The following is a 17,415-nucleotide window of genomic DNA, read 5'->3' as shown; positions in this document are numbered from 1 at the left end:
GTATCCTGAAGATTCTGCTGCGGTTAAAGAAAACTTAGCAGAACCTTTGCAGATAATGAGGGATAGTTTAAAAGTGCGACATTATGCAAGAAGCACTGAAAAAACCTATCTGCAGTGGTGTTGAAGGTATTTATCGTTCTGTAGACAGGTGGTTTATCCATTCAGTTAAAGTTGAAGAGATGCGTTAGGTTTCCAGTGTTAAAAACAGGGCTGCAAGAGGGGGGAGGGTGATATTGATTGAGTGGGGTAGACCATGTCTTTCATATGGTCTTGATTCAACACTTCCAAGGTTTCCTTTTCCTGAGCCACCGTAGATATCTGCATCTGTATTAAGGATTTCAGCATATGTACCCCCTGAGGGTACTCCCATCCAGTAATTATCTCTGATAACCGGTGTCATATTAAAAACGCAGATAACTTCTCTGCCGTTCATTGATCTTCTCAGAAAGGATATGACGGTGTTTTCAGCATCATTGAAGTCAATCCATCTGAAACCTTCATTACTGCAGTCCAGTTCATAAAACGCCGAATCTTTGGAAATGATGAGATTAAGATCCTTGACAAGACTTTTAATTCCGGTGTGTTCTTTGAACTTCAGGAGGTTCCAGTCAAGTTCAGTATCATGATTCCACTCATTCCACTGGCCGAATTCGCTTCCCATGAAAAGCAGCTGTTTTCCCGGATGAGCCCACTGATAGGAGAGAAGAAGTCTGAGATTAGCGAATTTCTGCCACCTGTCTCCCGGACATTTGCTTAAGAGCGAGGCTTTACCGTGGACAACTTCATCATGAGATATAGGGAGTATGTAGTTTTCACTGAAGGCATAGAGAAGAGAGAACGTTAGTTTTTCGATATGGTGTTTTCTGTGGACAGGCTCTTTCTGGAAGAAATCGAGTGTATCATGCATCCATCCCATGTTCCACTTGAATGTGAAACCGAGTCCGCCTTCCGAAACGGGGGTTGTGACTCCTGGCCATGCGGTGCTTTCCTCTGCGATTGCCATAGCTCCTGGAAAATCTCTATGAATGATGGAATTGAGTGTCTTCATGAATTCAATCGCACCGAGATTTTCTCTTCCTCCGTACTGGTTCGGTATCCATTCACCCTCTTTTCGAGAGTAATCAAGGTAGAGCATTGATGCCACAGCGTCCACACGGAGGCCGTCTATATGATACTTGTCCAGCCAGAAAAGCCCGCTTGCCACGAGGAAATTCTTAACTTCTTTTCTGTCGTAATTGAAAACGAGTGTATTCCAGTCAGGATGAAAACCTTTTTTCGGGTCTTCGTGTTCGTAAAGACATGTACCATCGAAATATCCAAGACCTGTTGCGTCAGAAGGGAAGTGCGCGGGAGCCCAGTCCAGAATGACACCAATACCTGCTGTATGACAGCTGTTGACGAAACGCTGGAAGTCCTCCGGTGTTCCGAGTCGGCTGGTAGGTGTGAAATATCCAACAGTCTGATATCCCCATGACCCGTCAAATGGATGTTCCATTACCGGTAGGAGTTCAATATGCGTGAAACCGAGTTCCTTAACCCATGGGATCAGGTTTTCCGCGAGATCATCCCAGGAAGTGAAGTCCCTCCAGTCATGCGGTTTTTTCCAGGATGGCGCATGCAGTTCGTAAATAGAAAGAGGAGAGGAGAGAGGATCGGATGTTTTTCGACTCTCCATCCATTCGTCATCAGACCAGGTGAATGATGATATATCCGCTACTACAGAAGCTGTTCTGGGTCTGTACTCCGAGGCAAGCGCGAGAGGGTCGGATTTTTCGATGATATCACTCGATTCTGTTCTGATCGAGTATTTGTAAATGTCTCCCTGTGTAATGTCTGGTATGAAGAGCTCCCATACTCCTGACGATCCTCTTGAACGCATGGGATGACGTCTTCTGTCCCAGTTGTTGAAGCTGCCGATAACACTGACAGAACTGGCGCTGGGAGCCCATACGGAGAAGAGTACGCCCTTTATGTCTCCCGCTGTCCAGAGCCTTGCTCCAAGCCTGTTGTAGAGTTCGTAGTGATTTCCCTCTGCCAGCAGATGAAGATCAAGCTCTCCAAGCTGCGGAAGGAAGCTGTAAGGGTCTCTGGTCTCCCATAATGTGCCGTCTTCGTTTTCAATTATCAAGGTGTATGAAAAAGGTTTCGTATCGGGATCGGATCGCCAGACGAAAAGACCGTCACTGTGTACTTTGACCATAGGAGCTTGCTTCTGATTCTCCACCCTTATTTGAACATCTTTTGCAGAAGGACAGAATGTTCTGACTTCAATTCTGTTATCATTATCCTCGCCGAGAGGATGCATTCCGAGGAGGCTGAACGGATCAGCAAGGCATGCGCTTGAAATAAGACTTATTTCATCATCTGTAAGGTGTGTTCTTATTCCGGGTTTCACTAGAGGATTATTATCATGCCAAGGCCAAGCAGAAGCAGGTAGCCCAGCGAATCAGTAAACGCTGTGAGTAGTATATTGCTGCCGAGGGCAGGATCGCGTCCCAGAGCGCGTAAAACAAGGGGAATTGCAGCTCCCAGGAGGCCGGCAAGACCCATATTTCCCACCATCGCAAGGAAGATAACAAGCCCGAGAAGCATTGGATTGGTATCGCCGGGGAATAGTATAGCCACAAGAGAAGCTACAAAGCCTGCTACCAGACCTACGAGCAGGCCCACTCTCGCTTCCTTGAAAATGGCTTTAAGGCTGGATGAGAATTCCATTTCTCCAAGAGCGATACCTCTGGTTATGACTATCAGAGACTGATTTCCAGTATTACCGCTCATGCCGGCAACAACAGGCATGAAAGCAACAAGCATTGCAACTGATTCAATTGTTCCATGGAATGCCCTTATGACAAGGGATGCAATGAATGCTGTGAGCAGGTTTACCCATATCCATGGGAATCTCTGCCTGAATGCGGTGGAGACAGGACTGAATATTCTGTCGTCCTCTGAAAGCCCGGCCATTCTGTACATGTCTTCCGTGGCTTCTTCTTCAATTACATCAAAAAGACTGTCACCTGGAATGACACCAACCAGTCTGTGATTGTCATCGACAACCGGAATGGCCATTATGTCGTACTTTCTTGCCAGTGAAGCAGCATCCTCTCGATCTGAATTGACATTCACCGTAAAAGGATCCGCCATCATGAGTTTTCGAATCGTAGTATTCTGAGGACAGGTAACAAGCCTTCTCAGTGGAACCACACCGGATAATCTATCATCATCATCAGTAACGTAAACGTAGAACGGGACATCCACATCTTCACTCTGCTCCCGAATCACTTCAACTGCCTGTGCGGCTGTAAGATCAGCTTTAACGGACATATAGCTGGTACTCATGCAGTACCCGGCGGAATCCTCAGGGTAGATCAGCAGCTGTTCGATTTTATTTCTTTTAAGCGGAGGAAGAATACTCATGAGCACATCTCTGCGCTCTTCAGGAATAACTTCCAGGAAAGCAAGTGATTCATTCGGTTCGAGTCCTGCAAGCAGTTCTGCAGTCATCTGATCATCAAGCCGTTCGAGGATATCCTGTAAAATACCTTCCGGGAGTTCCATGAGAACTTTGTCGGCCATTTTCTGTGAGTGAAGTATTTCGACAAGCCCCGTAGATTCAGGCGGTGTCAGGGTACCGAATAGATCCGAGATATCCGCTGGATGCATTTTCTTCAGAACAAGAATTGCTCTGTTTTTAGCACCGCTGGAAATAAGTTTACGCACATAGTCGCTGTGCGTTTGAGTCATCGGCATATTTCACCTCCCTGCAACGTGTACTGTATATCCTGTGGAAGCTAACTGAATAGGTTGTTCTGTCAATGGTTAGCATTTTTCTATGTGCTGTATCGAAAATTGTATTCATACATGCAAAGGACCGGATAGTTAAATCTACCGGGAACAGTCTGATGACTGATCCCGGTAGAATCCATTTGGTTCTGAATACCTGTTTTTGCTAGAAGCCGGCTCCAATGATCCGATAAACGATGATCCAGATTCCGACACAGATACCTGCAAGACCGAGTGTTCCCTGCTTGGGTGCCAGTTTTGCTATTGTCAGGTCAAGTTTTTCTACAGCGGCTGGAGCGCTGACAAAGGTTTTAATAATACCGACACCAAGAAGAAGGCCAAGGGAGAGAAGAAGCAGACCCGAAGCAAGCCAGGATAAGAAGCCTATTGGAGCGGCGCTGAAGAAACTCAGATTGCTGAGGAATCGTATGATAACGATTACTCCGTAAACAACTGATACTGCACCAATCCAGCCCTGATAGGGTGCCATTTTTCCGATGATTTCCTTGGCTTCAGGTTTTTTCGCAATGATAAGATTTGGCGCAGCAAGTATACCGAGTACTGCAAGCCAGATACCATCAAGATAGTTCATTGTCTCCTCCTTGTTTGGAATTGTAAATAATCTGAAAATATCAGATTAGTCAGTCTGAGTAATAACAGTTCCACGGTTCAGCTGCAACTAGTCCATCATTAGTTTGCGGATGTCTGTTCTCTAGAACCCAGGGATATTCGGAAGAGCGAGGCCCGCAATAACTCCGGTGAATATACCTACAGCAACCACGGCGATTATAAGCATAATCATGAAAGTCATCCGTTTGCTCTCGGGGATATCAAGAACTTTATCAGTGGATATCCAGAGAAGATAAAGGCTGTAGAATCCTGCTATCATAGCAATTACAGAAAGCGCAGGGATGATATAGAATACTCCGGCAACCCATGCAGGGGTGTAGGAGTATACAATAGCACGTGCGGCAACGTTGATGTCTCCGTTTCCGCCAAAGTTAGTTGAAAGCTTCTGTGTGATAAATATTACTGCAATGACAAGCCCTACACTCGCTGCATACCAGAGAATAGCATGGGGAAGAGCATACTTCAAAGGGTATCTTATAGCATGTCCGTAGATACTTCTTCCGATAACTGCATAACCTATAAAATTTCCGATAGCAGGTATTGCTGCAAGGAAAATGACATACCCCATTATAAGTTCCTTAAGGGTAGTCTGTTCGTCCTTTACCTTAACAAGGAATTCAGCAGGTTTGGTGAGGAGTTCCTTAACTTTTTCAATCAAGGAATTCATATATGGTCCCCTTTCATTTTTAAATGTTGAAATTTTCAAATTGCAATATAACTGAAAATCATGAAGAATCCAGAGTGTAATAATCGAAACAACTCTGGCATTTCAGTACGGAATTAAGGCAGCAATATTGACACGCTGGAACTTCAGGGGTAGCATTGGGTTTAATCAGCAAATACAGACTGTCCACTATTATCCGGGAGATGTGATTTGCATAAGAAAACAGATGCTGAAAAGAGAGATTACTTTAGAACGAGCATAGGGTGCCAGCTTTCTGTCAGTTCCGAGGATATGCCAGTACTACCTGTAACCGCTTTGAATGTCAGCGCCTCAGGGATTTACTGTGTAAGTTCCAGGAGTATTGGTGAACTGACAAGAGTTGAACTGTTATTGCGAGTATATGATGGTGATGAAATTCCTGCCCGAGCGGTTGTTATCAGAGAAGAACAGCTTTCGGACGGGTCATACGGTCTGGGTCTGTTTTTCACAAAGATCTCAGAAGATGGGAGAAATACTATCATTGAATACACATCTGACCTTGAGACAATAGGATGAGTTAGCATGTATAAAATACTGATACCGGTTCTACTTCTTGGATTTTCCGGTTTGCAGGCAGCGAAATATGCCGGAGAATTTCTCTCCGTTGGTGCCGGAGCAAGGAGTCTCGCCATGGGAGGCGCTTTCTGCGCCATAGCTGATGATGCCACCGCTGGATACTGGAATCCAGCTGGACTATTCCGAATAAATGGGCAGGAAGCACAGTTCATGCACTCCGAGAGATTCGGTGGAATTGTGAAGTACGACTATCTGGGTTACGGAAGGTCAAACGGTATTACGGGGCTTGGCGCAAGTTTATTCAGGACTGATGTAGGGGATATCGCCAATACACTCAACCTTCAATATCATGATACCGGTTCTGACGGAGTGTTTGGTGTAGATGGTACCGGTGAACCTGGAGACGCGGGCGACGATGATTACGATCCGGATACAAATCCCGATGGTACCGAGGGTAACGGGAACTGGGAAGCAGGTGAGGAGATCATCCACGATGAGAGCCTGATCACATACGAAAGTGGAGTCGACTGGGCTCTGTATCTCACATGGTCCCGCAGTATCTCATCTGATTTCTCTGTTGGAGCCTCAGCCAAAATAATACAGAGAGGCTTAATGGGTTACAGTGCTTACGGTCTCGGACTGGATCTTGGAGCGAAATGGTGTCCTTCGGAAGCCTTTACACTTGGTCTGAATCTTCAGGATATAACCGGAACCCACTTGTTCTGGAATACAGGAAGCACTGAAAGCATTCTTCCAACGGTAAAGCTTGGTATGGCTGTAAGATGGCCTCTGTCCAAGTTCGCGACGGTAGCGACTATAGCGGCTGATTCCGATTTCAGATTCGAAGGCAGGGAGTATTCAGCGCAGTATCACTTTTATGGAATCAGCCTTGACACTCATATAGGGGCTGAATTCCTGATAAAGGATCTGGTGGCCCTCAGAATTGGTTCTTCTGAAGGATCAATGACAGCAGGACTGGGTCTGAAGTTCAGCCTTCTTAGTCATCCAGTAAGTCTCGATTACGCATATCTAAGCCATCAGGAACTTGATGCCACTCACAGAATGTCACTTGGAGTCGGCTTCTGAGGAACCGGTAGTTTCTTTATGCCTTATTTTGAGGAACTGATCAGAAAAACCATTCATACTGGGTCAATTATTATCCCTGTCGCAGCGGTAATTGTTTACAGGATGTATCCGGTAAACGGAAGGATATATCTTGCCAGCGCTCTTGCCGTCATCTCTGTCTTTTTTATTCTTTTCGACATTCTTAAGGCAAGATTCAGGCCCTTTAAGAGCTTCATACTCGGTGTTTTCGGGAAAGTACTAAGGGAGAGCGAACTTGGTGGCGGGATGACCGCTGCAACGATTGTTTTTGCTTCAGCCTCTTTTACCATACTTGTCTTTCGTCAGGAAATCGCGATTGCCGCTCTAGTGTTCCTCAGCCTTGGTGACAGCGCTGCAGCGCTTGTAGGCAAGCACTTCGGAAGGATTAAACTTGTCGGTAACAGAACTCTTGCCGGCAGCCTTGCCGCCTTGAATAGCTGTCTTCTTGCGAGTATTGCGATTCTATGGCTCTCACCGCAGTTCGGCTGGAAACTTACTCCAATAACATTGCTTGTCGGTTCGGTAGTCGCCACGCTTTCCGAACTCTTCGATCTTCCCCTTGATGATAATTTCCGGATACCGGTATTTTCCGCTCTGGCAATGGAACTGATACTGCCGGGATGATGGCTCTGTCAACTTACTATATGGATGTCTACGGATGCCAGATGAACGTACACGATTCGGAGATCATTGCCGGAATACTGAAATCAGACGGATTCACAAACGTTGAGGATCCAGGATTGGCCGATGTCATCCTTCTCGTGTCATGTGCGGTAAGAGAACACGCTGAAACCAGGGTTCTCGGAAGAGCCTCTCAACTTGGCGGAAAGTGGCAGAACAGAAAACAGGGGAAACCTCTTATAGTGCTCTGTGGCTGCGTGGCACAGGAACATGGTCAGGATCTTCTGGACAGATTCCGTAATCTCGATCTTGTTGTAGGACCGGATTGTTACAAGGATCTACCCGTATTAATTCAGAATTCTGCGAGACAGGCTCTTGTGGAGTTCAGAAAGGGAGATTATACAGGCATTGTTCCGCTCAGAAAGAGATTTCCCGGAGCATTTGTCACAATAATGCGTGGATGCAACAATTTCTGTTCATACTGCATAGTTCCCTATGTCAGAGGGAGGGAGCGAAGCAGAAGTGCCGATTCGATTATTAGAGAGATAAGATATCTCTCTGAGAAAGGCTACAGAGAGATAACACTGCTTGGACAGAACGTTAATTCATACCGTGAACTGGATACATCATTCCCGGATCTGCTGGATAAGGCGTCCGACGCTGCAGGCTCTGCCTGGGTACGGTTCGTGACCAGTCATCCTCGCGATTTAAACAGAGAGACAGTTGAAGTGATGGTTTCGAATGACAATATCTGCAATCATCTTCATCTTCCTGTGCAATCAGGTAGTGATGGAATACTGCGAATGATGAATCGTGGTTATACAATTGCTGAGTATCTTGAGAAGATCAGAATACTCAGAGACGCGATTCCTGAAATAGTGCTGACAACTGATATCATTACAGGTTTTCCGGGGGAATCCTTAGATGATTTTCAGAAAACGGTCTCTCTGCTTGATGAGATAAGGTATGATAACGCTTTCCTTTTCAAATACAGCGAACGTAAAGGCACATCCGCATGCGATCTGGGTGATGTCATACCTGAAGATGTTCGTCTTGAGAGACTTAACTATCTTCAGGAATTTCAGAGGGGTATAACACTCGAGAAGTCCGGCAAGTTGAAAAACCGTGTTCTTGAAGTTCTTGTTACAGGCAGCGCGAAGAAACCGGATCAGCAGGCAGCCAGAACCCGCGGGAACAGAATGGTCATACTTCAGGGAACGGATTACAAACCGGGGACTTTCGTTGATGTCAGAATTATGCGAGCCGACGGATGGACGCATTTTGGTGAACCAGTCGGAGAAAAGGATATCTGATGGCACTTCTGAAGAGAATTGAGCGCCGGGGTAGAAAATATCTCTCAGGGATGCTCTGCGCTGTTCTCACTTCGGGCAGGAATACTGAGCTGCCTTCAGATCCATCCAGAATACTTGTAATCAGAACTGACAACAGGCTGGGAAATCTTGTTCTGCTGGAACCTCTGCTGCGCAGTATAAGGGAAAGATTCCCTGAAGCCTATCTTGAAATCCTTGCAAGTGACGTTTTTTCAGAATTACTGGAAAGCCAGGGATACAGTGTAATCGGAGTCGACAAGAAGGGTCAGATAAGAAATCCCTGGAAATTCGTACGCCTGGTAAGAGAGCTTCGCAAATCCTCGTACGATGTGGCAATTGACGCTGCCCATCCTCATTCATTTTCACTGTCCGGAGCCGTGTCCGCAGCGATGTCAGGGTCAGAATGCAGAATAAGCACTTCAACCGGGAAGAACAACGATGGATGGTTTACTCATACTGTACCCGCACCTCTTCTTGAATGGCATGAGAGCCGTGCTCTGCACAGCCTTGGAAGTGTCTGGGATAAATGGCCTTCATGGTCACCTCCGCTCCTCAGAAGCCTTCAATCAGAAAAAAGGGATGCTGTCGGTCTCCATGTCGGCGCAAACGGGATAAAGCAATATCCGCCGGATCTGATGGAGAAGCTAGTAGAGATGATATCCGACAGGATTCATCTGGAGCTTTACTGGGGAAATCTGGAAGAGAAGGATACTGCTGAATATCTGGGTCGGAATTACGACGCAGAAGTAATGCCGGAACTGACGGTTACCGGAATGATTGACCGAATTGCCGGGCTGAAAGCATTCGTTTCGGCGGATAATGGCCCGATGCATGTAGCATCAGCCCTTTCAGTTCCTGTAATAGCTCTGTTCAGAGTAGATAATCAGGAAAGATTTGCGCCACTATCGGACGGATCGGAAGTTCTCTATGCTCCTGAGGGAGCTGATCCCGCAGAAGTTATCGATATCATTGAAAATGCGATAATAATTTAATTACTCCTGATCAGCCTTTCTGTCATTTTCCAGCTCCTTTAGAACCTCCTGCACAGTAGTTTCCGTGGAGGCGAGCCTTCCCCTGAGGTTTCGAATAAGATCTGCGGCTCTGCGAACTTTGATCTCAAGCTGGTCTACAGGGCAGTCATCTCTTCCGATTTCATCAACCAGATTTGTCAGTTCTTCAAGGCAATTCTCGTACGATGTTCCATCTTTTATTTTTTTCTCAGTCATTATCAGCCCTTTCCGGGGTAACCCTCTTTGCCTCGGCATTTATGGATCCGTCCCTGAATAATATCTCAATATCGTCATGTATCTTAACGCTTCTGATAGTTTTGATCAGCGTACCATTCTTATCTCTTACAGTTGTCCATCCTCTTCTGTACAGTCTTTCAGGATTATTCCCTGTTATTACCGCATCAAGGCTGTCCAGCTGCATGGATAAGGTATTCAGTTTTCCGGAAAAGGATAAGATCAGTCGTTCTGAAAGAGAATGGACCTTTCTTTCTCTCCGATCTGACAATCCCGCGGTAATTGCCTTTTCAAGGGACAATCCTGATCTGTTCAGCCTTCCTGACGTATAAGAGAGATTATTCTGAATATGTTTCACAAGCCAGTTCTCAAGTGTTTGCAGTTCATGAAGCTGGGTTCTTAATATCATGCCGGCTCCCCGCGCGAGGATATTTGCGCTGCCCGAAAGCCTTTCTCGAGCTGATGCAACTCCTCTGGAAGCGGATCTGTGCAGCACAACCGCGAGAGATTCAATATCTCTCATGAGATCAGCTACACGGTTTACAAGTATATCTGCTGCGTGAGTAGGTGTTTTAGCTCTTGCAAACGCTGCAAAATCCGGAAGAGTGGTGTCGGTTTCATGACCGATTCCCGAAATGACCGGCCACGGAACCTGCGAGATTATTCGGGCGATATGTTCATTGTTGAACCAGGCCAGATCAGTGGCTGATCCGCCGCCTCTCGTAAGAACCACAACATCGATGTCAGGTATGGATAGAAGTGCGTTAAACGCTCTTATTACGCTATTTGCAGTATCCGTCCCCTGCATGACGGCCCAGGCTGCATACACTTTAAAAGGAAAGGAACTGGTACTCAGCCCATGCAGGAAATCATGACTGGCAGCGGATTCTTCTGCTGTGATCAATCCCACCTTCAGGGGAGCCTTCGGCATTATGAGTTCACTGTTTGAGGTGAGGACTCCTTCGGGAGTCAGTTTATCCACCAGTTTTCGAAGAAGAAGAGCCTGATTTCCCATTGTCCACGCCGGATCTATACTATCAATGATAAACGAGTACTTCCCGCCTGCTTCCCAGAGAGATACTTTTCCTTGAACCCTCAGGCTCATTCCCTCCCGAAGCTCAAAAACGCTGCCTTCTCTGGCAAATTCGCGGACAACTCCTGCTCGATTAGAGGCAAAGAGAACGCAGTCAATTACCGCAAGGGGTTGAGTCATGCCATCAGGGGAGGGTTCTACGAGCTGGAAGTAAGTATGACCTCTCTGGTTTACCTTAGGTGTTCTGGTTAGTTCTCCCCGAACCCAGACAGGTCCGGGGAAAGCAGTGGTCAGAAATTCACTGACCCGCCTGTTAAGTGAAAGAACCGTGAAGTCCGGGGTGCAGTCAGAATATCCTGAGATGGTAATCCCCGCCGGTCTCACCTATATCATGTATGATGATATAAGCCGTTCCGGTATACGGTGCTGTTAGAACTAAATCCTCCACGCCTTCAGAGGCACCTTCAACCAGAGAGAAATCCCTTGAGTACATATAATCCTCGAAATACGGCATCTGAATGAAACTGTTGTAGTCCATTTCATCGGAAGCTACAATGATATCAAGATCCATTCCGCCGGTCTCGTCAAAATCCAGAAGGATCCAGTATTCATATCCCTCTTCAAGGGATATTGTGTACATGGCAGTAGCACCTCTTGCTATGCTGTCATCTGCATCCAGCAAAGGAGTCGGTGTAGAGACAGATACAAGAAAAATCATAAGAAAAATCATAAATTCCCTTTCGGTAATACATTCTTCAATCTCAGTACATAAGATTCCCCAGAATTGCCTTCCGGTCAAGTTCAATAATGAAATCCGCTATTTCGTGTTTTCTCGGGATTTTCAACCATTCTATTCTTTTCCACCTTCTGCGTTCCAGTTCAGTGTTTTCAATGCATCAGTTTTCGGGAGTTTTGATTTCCTTCAATTTCGGGAATTCCACAGACTTTCATTTCTTTTTCCTTTCTCTTCATTTCCTGATTCAATTCCTGAATTTTTCACTTTTTACTTTTTACCCTTCTTTTCCCTTCGGCGGGGGAGAGGGGTAAAATTCGAATTCAGGAAATAATGCGACAAAAATAATACCTGGATGAATTATATCTGAAATCATTTCATTAGCAGGACGGTGGCTTACATGGTAACTCGCCATCGGAGGTAGCGATAATACTCAAGCTGGGAGCATGTGGGTACATGAGGCTGCGAGATTCCACATACTATCCCACAGCCTTCTGAAGACAGTTTAATAATAATTAAAAACTAAATTAACGTCATAGGTTATAAACAGTAAGAAATACATGTGGGGTAAGATACGCAGATGATGTGAAATATGGCGATATTTATGGAAAGATAGTAAATAATACGACAATATTTGATCTTTCGAGCAGATGTTATTCATGATATTTCTTTCTACTGATATAATTACAATAATTGCAATATCCCATGGTAAGAGTAGTTAACAGTGTATTTGCATGCAAATCAAGCCCAATTTCAAGCCCTGAAATAAGGAATTCAGGATGGGTAATTCTTCACTTGCATTGCTTTTCGCATGCTGTATCTTTGATACAGAAGAAATTTTTTCACTGATTCAAACATAATGGAGGATACTTGAGCAAGAATGAGATTGCAGCAGGAAACACCATAGCTCTCAGGATACCGGACGGGAGAATGGTATCACTTTCAAAGGATATTTCTGACGACATTCAGACAAAATCGGTTCCTGCCGGTACAGGTGACGGAAGGGAAGTATACCGTAGAGGATTGATTCTCGCGCTTGATCAGGCTGTGAAAAGAGCATTCCCGGATGCAGAATTATGGGTAGAGCACTCGATTTCACTCGGCTTTCGGTGCAGATTGGAGAACAGACCGGATATCAGTGCAGAGGAGCTTGTTGAGAGATTAAGTATTGAACTGGATCGGATTGTCAGTGAAGCCATCCCTATAGAATCAGTTAAATCAGATCTTGCTGATAATAAACAACTTCCGGAGGATTTCCGACGGCTTCTTTCCTGGAGTTCCCATTCGCGCGAAATCAGAGGGAATATGCTGGAAAGCAGTTGTGCTTTTGCACTCGGACCTGCCGTTTCGAATACGTCATGGCTCACAAAATGGGAACTGAAGCCACTCTCAAGGGATTTTGTATTGAGATTCCCGGGAGCTGCCTCATGGCCCGAGATAAACGAGTGGAAACCTCGATGGAAACTGAACAGGGAATTCGACCTCGAGGAAAAGCACTTCGCACGCATGCGAGTGCAGAATATCGATCAGCTCAATCAGCGTATAGAAGAGGATGGCGGCAGACAGCTGGTAATAATGAGCCACTTCTATCAGACATATAGAATGGTTCAGATCGTTCAGAAACTCGAAAAAATGTATCCATCCAGAAGGATCATCACGATCGCGGGACCATCATCCAGCGGCAAGACCACTTTCGCAAAATTACTCATGACATACCTTGTTGCCAAGGGCTTCGGAGCCCGAGTGATCAATGTTGACAACTATTTCAGGAGTCGTCACGAGACTCCCAAAGGTCGTGATGGAAAGCCTGATTTTGAGTGCCTGGACGCTATCAATACCGAACTGTTCGGTGAACACCTGAATATCCTTCTTCAGGGGAAGGAAGCGAGAACACCAGTATTTGATTTCCATGAAGGTATCCGCATTGACGATCAGATTCCAATGAAACTTGAGGAGAGAGAATTCCTTCTAGTAGAGGGCATTCATGGTCTGAATGACGAGTTAACGCCGGGAATCGATGAAGAATCGAAATTCAGGATCTATGCTTCGGCATTGACACAGCTGAACATTGACAGAATAACAAGAATGTCCACTTCGGACAGCAGACTAGTCAGGAGAATGGTTAGAGACAGCACGCAGAGAGGGTATTCCGCGGAAGAGACGATTACAGCCTGGCCATCGGTAAAGAGAGGTGAGAGAATGAACATTTTCCCTTTTCAGGAGGATGCTGACGCGATGTTCAACTCTTCGCTTGCCTATGAGCTGCCCGTACTTAAGAAATACGCTGAACCACTGCTTCAGAAAGTGAAGCCGGGTTCACATGCTTACCATACCGCAATGAAACTCCTTGACCTTCTTGATCTTATAAAACCTATTGATGAGGATCTTGTTCCAAGAACAAGCCTTCTGAGGGAATTCATTGGTAATTCGATCTTTACGGATAAGAAATGATAAAATTAGAAGAAAATTACCAACTTATAAAGGATGACAGACGTTTATTCGATATCCGCTTCTGGCAATCTCAGGGAGATATAGCTATTTTTGAAGCGGTAACGAATATGCTTAATGATTATTTTTTGATTCGAGGAAAAAATGCTGACGAGTCCAGACTTCAAAGAACTGTTGAAAATTTTCGAAAAGCATGAAATCCGTTATCTTATAGTTGGTGGATACGCAGTTATGAAATACAGCGAACCACGATTCACGAAAGATCTTGATGTCTTCATTGCGACTGACCCAGATAATGCGAATAGAGTGTATACAGCATTGAAGAAATTTGGTGCACCGCTGGAGAATCTTACTTCAGATGATTTTACAAACAAAGATTATTTCTATCAGATGGGCAGGCCACCTTTGAGGGTCGATATCATGATGTCGATTCCGGGAATCGAGTTTGATCGGGCATGGAAGAATCGTGAAGTCGTTGAAATGGATGATCTTAAGATATATTTCATTTCGCGGTCTGACCTCATACGATCAAAAGAAGTAAGCGCAAGACCACAGGATAAGATCGATGCAGATAATCTTAGAAAAGCCGAACGATTGGATGCGTATAACAATAAATAGTGCGCCGTCTTTCCTTCTGAGGAAATTCATTGGTAATTCGATCTTTACGGATAATGATGGAAGAGAGGACAAATCATGATAATTCTACTTTTAGCGCTTATAGCGGCTCCAGGACCAGGTCCGGACATGACCGTTCTGAGCCGGCCTATAGCCGGACCCTACATGCATCTCCTTTATGAGCAAAAGGCTTTGCATGATTACGATGCTGTTCACTATACAGTCTGGGTGGAAGTACTGCCTGATATCGGAGAACTGGAAGCCACCGCAGGTGTTCTCTTTTCATCTAATGTTTCGAATCTGAATGAGATCCGGTTTGATTTTCTTCAGATGCAGATCGATTCAGTATGGGATACTACCGGTCCTCTGGTGTATTCTCAGTTGGAGGATTCGGTATTCGTTACTCTTTCCTCAACGATGAATCCAGGCGATACTTCAGAGGTATATCTGGCATATTCTGGAATTCCATGGAATGAAGGAGCCGGCGGCTTCGGGGGGTTCTGGTTCTATCCTGACGTTTATTTCCATATGGGCGTTGGTGTTTATACAGATCCGCCGTCACTTGGAAGGGCCATCTTCCCGTGCTGGGATCATCCTTCAGACAAGGCCAGCATTGAATTCTATATAACCGTACCGGATGGTCTGTATGCTGTCGCAAACGGTGATATGGCCTGGAAAAAGGTATCCGACGGTAAAGCCTTTTTCCACTGGGTGCAGCCGCAGCCAATGCCTACATACCTTGCTGCTTTCTCAGTGTCCGATTACGCGGTTCTTCAGGATTCAACTTACAGCTGGATCTGGTATTACGTATATCCGGACGATATAGAAGATGCACTCGTAAGTTTCCAGAATGTGAATCTCATGATGGATCAGTATGAGAGTACGTACTCTGCATATCCATGGGATACTAAATTCAGCTATGTCGAGACGCCCAAAGGTGATATGGAACACCTGACACAGGTTTATCATATCTATTATGCCATTAACGGATACAATAATTATGACTGGCTGCTTGCACATGAAATGAGTCATCACTGGTGGGGCAACTGCGTAACAGAGGAGATCTGGACAGATGTCTGGCTGTCCGAAGGATTTGCTGTCTACAGTGAGGGCGTATGGGCAGAATATTACGGCCCTGAAGCTTACGATGATTACATGGTCAACGATATCATGCTTCCATATCTGAACAGCGGGGAGCTTTTCCCAATCACCAATCCTACCAATCCTTCGGAGATGTGGAGCTATACGACCTATCAGAAGGCCGCAAGCGTCCTTCATATGCTCAGGCATATACTCGGGGATACGGTGTTCTACAACACTCTGCATAATTATTTCAATGAATTCGCATACAGTAACGCTACGACTGATGATTTCCGTGATCACGTTGAAGCAGCATCAGGAGAGGATATCGACTGGTTCTTCGACACATGGCTGCATGACTGGGGCTATCCTATATACTACCTTGAGTATAACTGGGTTGAAAATGCCGGTGACTGGGATGTAACCGTTGATCTGGAGCAGGTTCAGACAGTCGGACCGATTTTCACCATGCCGCTTGAGTTCGGGATATACGGAACTTCCGAGGATACGCTTGTTGTGATGTGGAATGATCTGCAGAGTCAGAGCGAAGTATTTACCGTTTCTTTTGAACCGAATGAAGTTCAGTTCGATCCGGGGCATTACGTTCTTTCCCCGCACCTTACAGGAATTAATGATCGTCCTCTGCCTCCGCCTTTCGGCACAGGAACCCTTTACTTCACGCCCAATCCGACGATGTCCATGACAGTCCTGAACTGGAGCGGAATGGCCGATTCAGAGCTTTCAGTGACACTTTATGATCTTTCAGGAAGAATGATCAGGGATTGGAGTCTTTCCGCAGGAGACAGGCATATGGACCTGTCCTCCGTCCCTTCAGGGCTTTATCTGGTGGAAGCTTCAGGTCCGGGTAACATCCGTCAGTCAGCCAAACTAATCATCCAGGGTAGGATGTGATATACTGAAGAAGGGAAAGAAGTGAGTAAAAAGAAGATCAAGCTTCTCTCGATTCACCGTCTTGAGGGTCTTACTGATGGTATATACGCGATTGCCATGACAATTATGGTTCTCAGCCTTCCTGTACCGAAAACGATACACAACATCAGTTCAAACAGTGATCTCCTGGATCATCTTCTTGATTACTCGGAGCTTTTCTGGACCTATCTGATCAGCTTCCTTCTTCTGGGAAATTTCTGGATAATTCAGCAGAAACTTTTTAAATACGTGAAAATTACCTGCGAAAAACATCTATGGGCTAATCTGGGAGGACTTCTGGTTGTCTGCGTGATTCCTTTCTCATCTTCACTGATCGGGAATCACGTAGATTACTTTGTTGCCAACATCTTCTTTCATGCCAATATATTCCTGATAGGGATGTTTTTCCTTCTTCAGTGCAGATCACTTATAAAGCATCCGGAGATGCTCAATGAGGGTGTTGACAGGAGCGCGATTGGACGGATAATCAAGATCAACCTCGTTCTTCCATGTCTGTCCATCACCGGGATGGTTGTAGCCTTATTTGCACCCGCATGGAGTCCTGTAGTTTACATACTCGCGCCGTTTCTGACATCGCGGATCGCGAACCGAACCCAGGGTCGGACATAACAACGTACACTTGTGAA

Annotated in this window: 16 protein-coding genes; 9 read left to right on the top strand and 7 right to left on the bottom strand. The window is 45.6% G+C overall.

The window, feature by feature from the left end; genetic code table 11:
* Nucleotides 1-184: 184 nt before the first annotated feature.
* From glgB to K8R76_00610, 4 genes are all read right to left on the bottom strand, one after another.
* Nucleotides 185-2,305 (bottom strand): 1,4-alpha-glucan branching protein GlgB, encoded by a 2,121-nt coding sequence (gene glgB / locus K8R76_00625; GenBank protein MCD4846676.1) that lies wholly within the window; start codon nucleotides 2,303-2,305, stop codon nucleotides 185-187.
* 89 nt (nucleotides 2,306-2,394) lie between these two features.
* Nucleotides 2,395-3,747 (bottom strand): magnesium transporter, encoded by a 1,353-nt coding sequence (gene mgtE / locus K8R76_00620; protein MCD4846675.1) that lies wholly within the window; start codon nucleotides 3,745-3,747, stop codon nucleotides 2,395-2,397.
* A 199-nt stretch (nucleotides 3,748-3,946) separates the two neighbouring features.
* Nucleotides 3,947-4,372 carry a hypothetical protein gene (locus K8R76_00615; protein MCD4846674.1) on the bottom strand — a complete coding sequence of 142 codons (426 nt, stop codon included), beginning with the start codon at nucleotides 4,370-4,372 and terminating at the stop codon, nucleotides 3,947-3,949.
* A gap of 120 nt (nucleotides 4,373-4,492) precedes the next feature.
* Nucleotides 4,493-5,077, bottom strand: a complete 585-nt coding sequence (locus K8R76_00610; protein MCD4846673.1) for a YIP1 family protein — start codon at nucleotides 5,075-5,077, stop codon at nucleotides 4,493-4,495.
* Between the two features lie 207 nt (nucleotides 5,078-5,284).
* On the opposite strand from K8R76_00610, the gene K8R76_00605 reads away from it, so the two are divergent.
* Genes K8R76_00605 through K8R76_00585 form a run of 5 tightly spaced genes read left to right on the top strand, consistent with a single transcriptional unit; the run spans nucleotide 5,285 to nucleotide 9,677 of the window.
* Nucleotides 5,285-5,629 carry a PilZ domain-containing protein gene (locus tag K8R76_00605; protein ID MCD4846672.1) on the top strand — a complete coding sequence of 115 codons (345 nt, stop codon included), beginning with the start codon at nucleotides 5,285-5,287 and terminating at the stop codon, nucleotides 5,627-5,629.
* A 6-nt stretch (nucleotides 5,630-5,635) separates the two neighbouring features.
* Nucleotides 5,636-6,715 carry a UPF0164 family protein gene (locus K8R76_00600; protein MCD4846671.1) on the top strand — a complete coding sequence of 360 codons (1,080 nt, stop codon included), beginning with the start codon at nucleotides 5,636-5,638 and terminating at the stop codon, nucleotides 6,713-6,715.
* Nucleotides 6,716-6,733: 18 nt separating this feature from the next.
* The gene (locus K8R76_00595) at nucleotides 6,734-7,357 is read left to right on the top strand and encodes a hypothetical protein (GenBank protein ID MCD4846670.1); all 624 of its coding nucleotides are present in this window, start codon (nucleotides 6,734-6,736) and stop codon (nucleotides 7,355-7,357) included.
* Nucleotides 7,354-8,667, top strand: coding sequence for a tRNA (N6-isopentenyl adenosine(37)-C2)-methylthiotransferase MiaB (gene miaB / locus K8R76_00590; GenBank protein MCD4846669.1), 1,314 nt, complete (start codon nucleotides 7,354-7,356; stop codon nucleotides 8,665-8,667). The genes K8R76_00595 and miaB overlap by 4 nt, the downstream gene beginning before the upstream one ends.
* Entirely contained in the window at nucleotides 8,667-9,677 is a 1,011-nt protein-coding gene (locus K8R76_00585; protein MCD4846668.1) for a glycosyltransferase family 9 protein, read from the top strand. The genes miaB and K8R76_00585 overlap by 1 nt, the downstream gene beginning before the upstream one ends.
* Here K8R76_00585 and K8R76_00580 read toward each other — a convergent pair whose 3' ends face one another.
* Genes K8R76_00580 through K8R76_00570 form a run of 3 tightly spaced genes read right to left on the bottom strand, consistent with a single transcriptional unit; the run spans nucleotide 9,678 to nucleotide 11,692 of the window.
* A complete protein-coding gene (locus K8R76_00580; protein MCD4846667.1) occupies nucleotides 9,678-9,911 on the bottom strand; it encodes an exodeoxyribonuclease VII small subunit in 234 nt (77 codons plus the stop codon).
* Complete coding sequence (xseA, locus tag K8R76_00575) at nucleotides 9,904-11,346, bottom strand: exodeoxyribonuclease VII large subunit (GenBank protein ID MCD4846666.1); 1,443 nt, start codon at nucleotides 11,344-11,346, stop codon at nucleotides 9,904-9,906. Before xseA ends, K8R76_00580 begins: the two co-directional genes overlap by 8 nt.
* Nucleotides 11,309-11,692, bottom strand: a complete 384-nt coding sequence (locus K8R76_00570; protein ID MCD4846665.1) for a hypothetical protein — start codon at nucleotides 11,690-11,692, stop codon at nucleotides 11,309-11,311. The genes xseA and K8R76_00570 overlap by 38 nt, the downstream gene beginning before the upstream one ends.
* Nucleotides 11,693-12,565: 873 nt before the next feature.
* Between K8R76_00570 and K8R76_00565 the strand changes: the two genes are divergently transcribed.
* From K8R76_00565 to K8R76_00550, 4 genes are all read left to right on the top strand, one after another.
* Complete coding sequence (locus K8R76_00565) at nucleotides 12,566-14,146, top strand: hypothetical protein (protein MCD4846664.1); 1,581 nt, start codon at nucleotides 12,566-12,568, stop codon at nucleotides 14,144-14,146.
* A gap of 141 nt (nucleotides 14,147-14,287) precedes the next feature.
* A complete protein-coding gene (locus K8R76_00560; GenBank protein ID MCD4846663.1) occupies nucleotides 14,288-14,761 on the top strand; it encodes a nucleotidyltransferase in 474 nt (157 codons plus the stop codon).
* A 75-nt stretch (nucleotides 14,762-14,836) separates the two neighbouring features.
* A complete protein-coding gene (locus K8R76_00555) occupies nucleotides 14,837-16,750 on the top strand; it encodes a T9SS type A sorting domain-containing protein (protein MCD4846662.1) in 1,914 nt (637 codons plus the stop codon).
* Between the two features lie 21 nt (nucleotides 16,751-16,771).
* The gene (locus tag K8R76_00550) at nucleotides 16,772-17,398 is read left to right on the top strand and encodes a TMEM175 family protein (GenBank protein ID MCD4846661.1); all 627 of its coding nucleotides are present in this window, start codon (nucleotides 16,772-16,774) and stop codon (nucleotides 17,396-17,398) included.
* The last annotated feature ends 17 nt before the right edge of the window (nucleotides 17,399-17,415 follow it).

The organism is Candidatus Aegiribacteria sp., assembly GCA_021108435.1.
GTDB lineage: Bacteria > Fermentibacterota > Fermentibacteria > Fermentibacterales > JCC-6 > Aegiribacteria.
The sequence above is the reverse complement of the archived record's forward strand: the minus strand, read 5'-3'. Positions and strand labels throughout refer to the sequence as shown.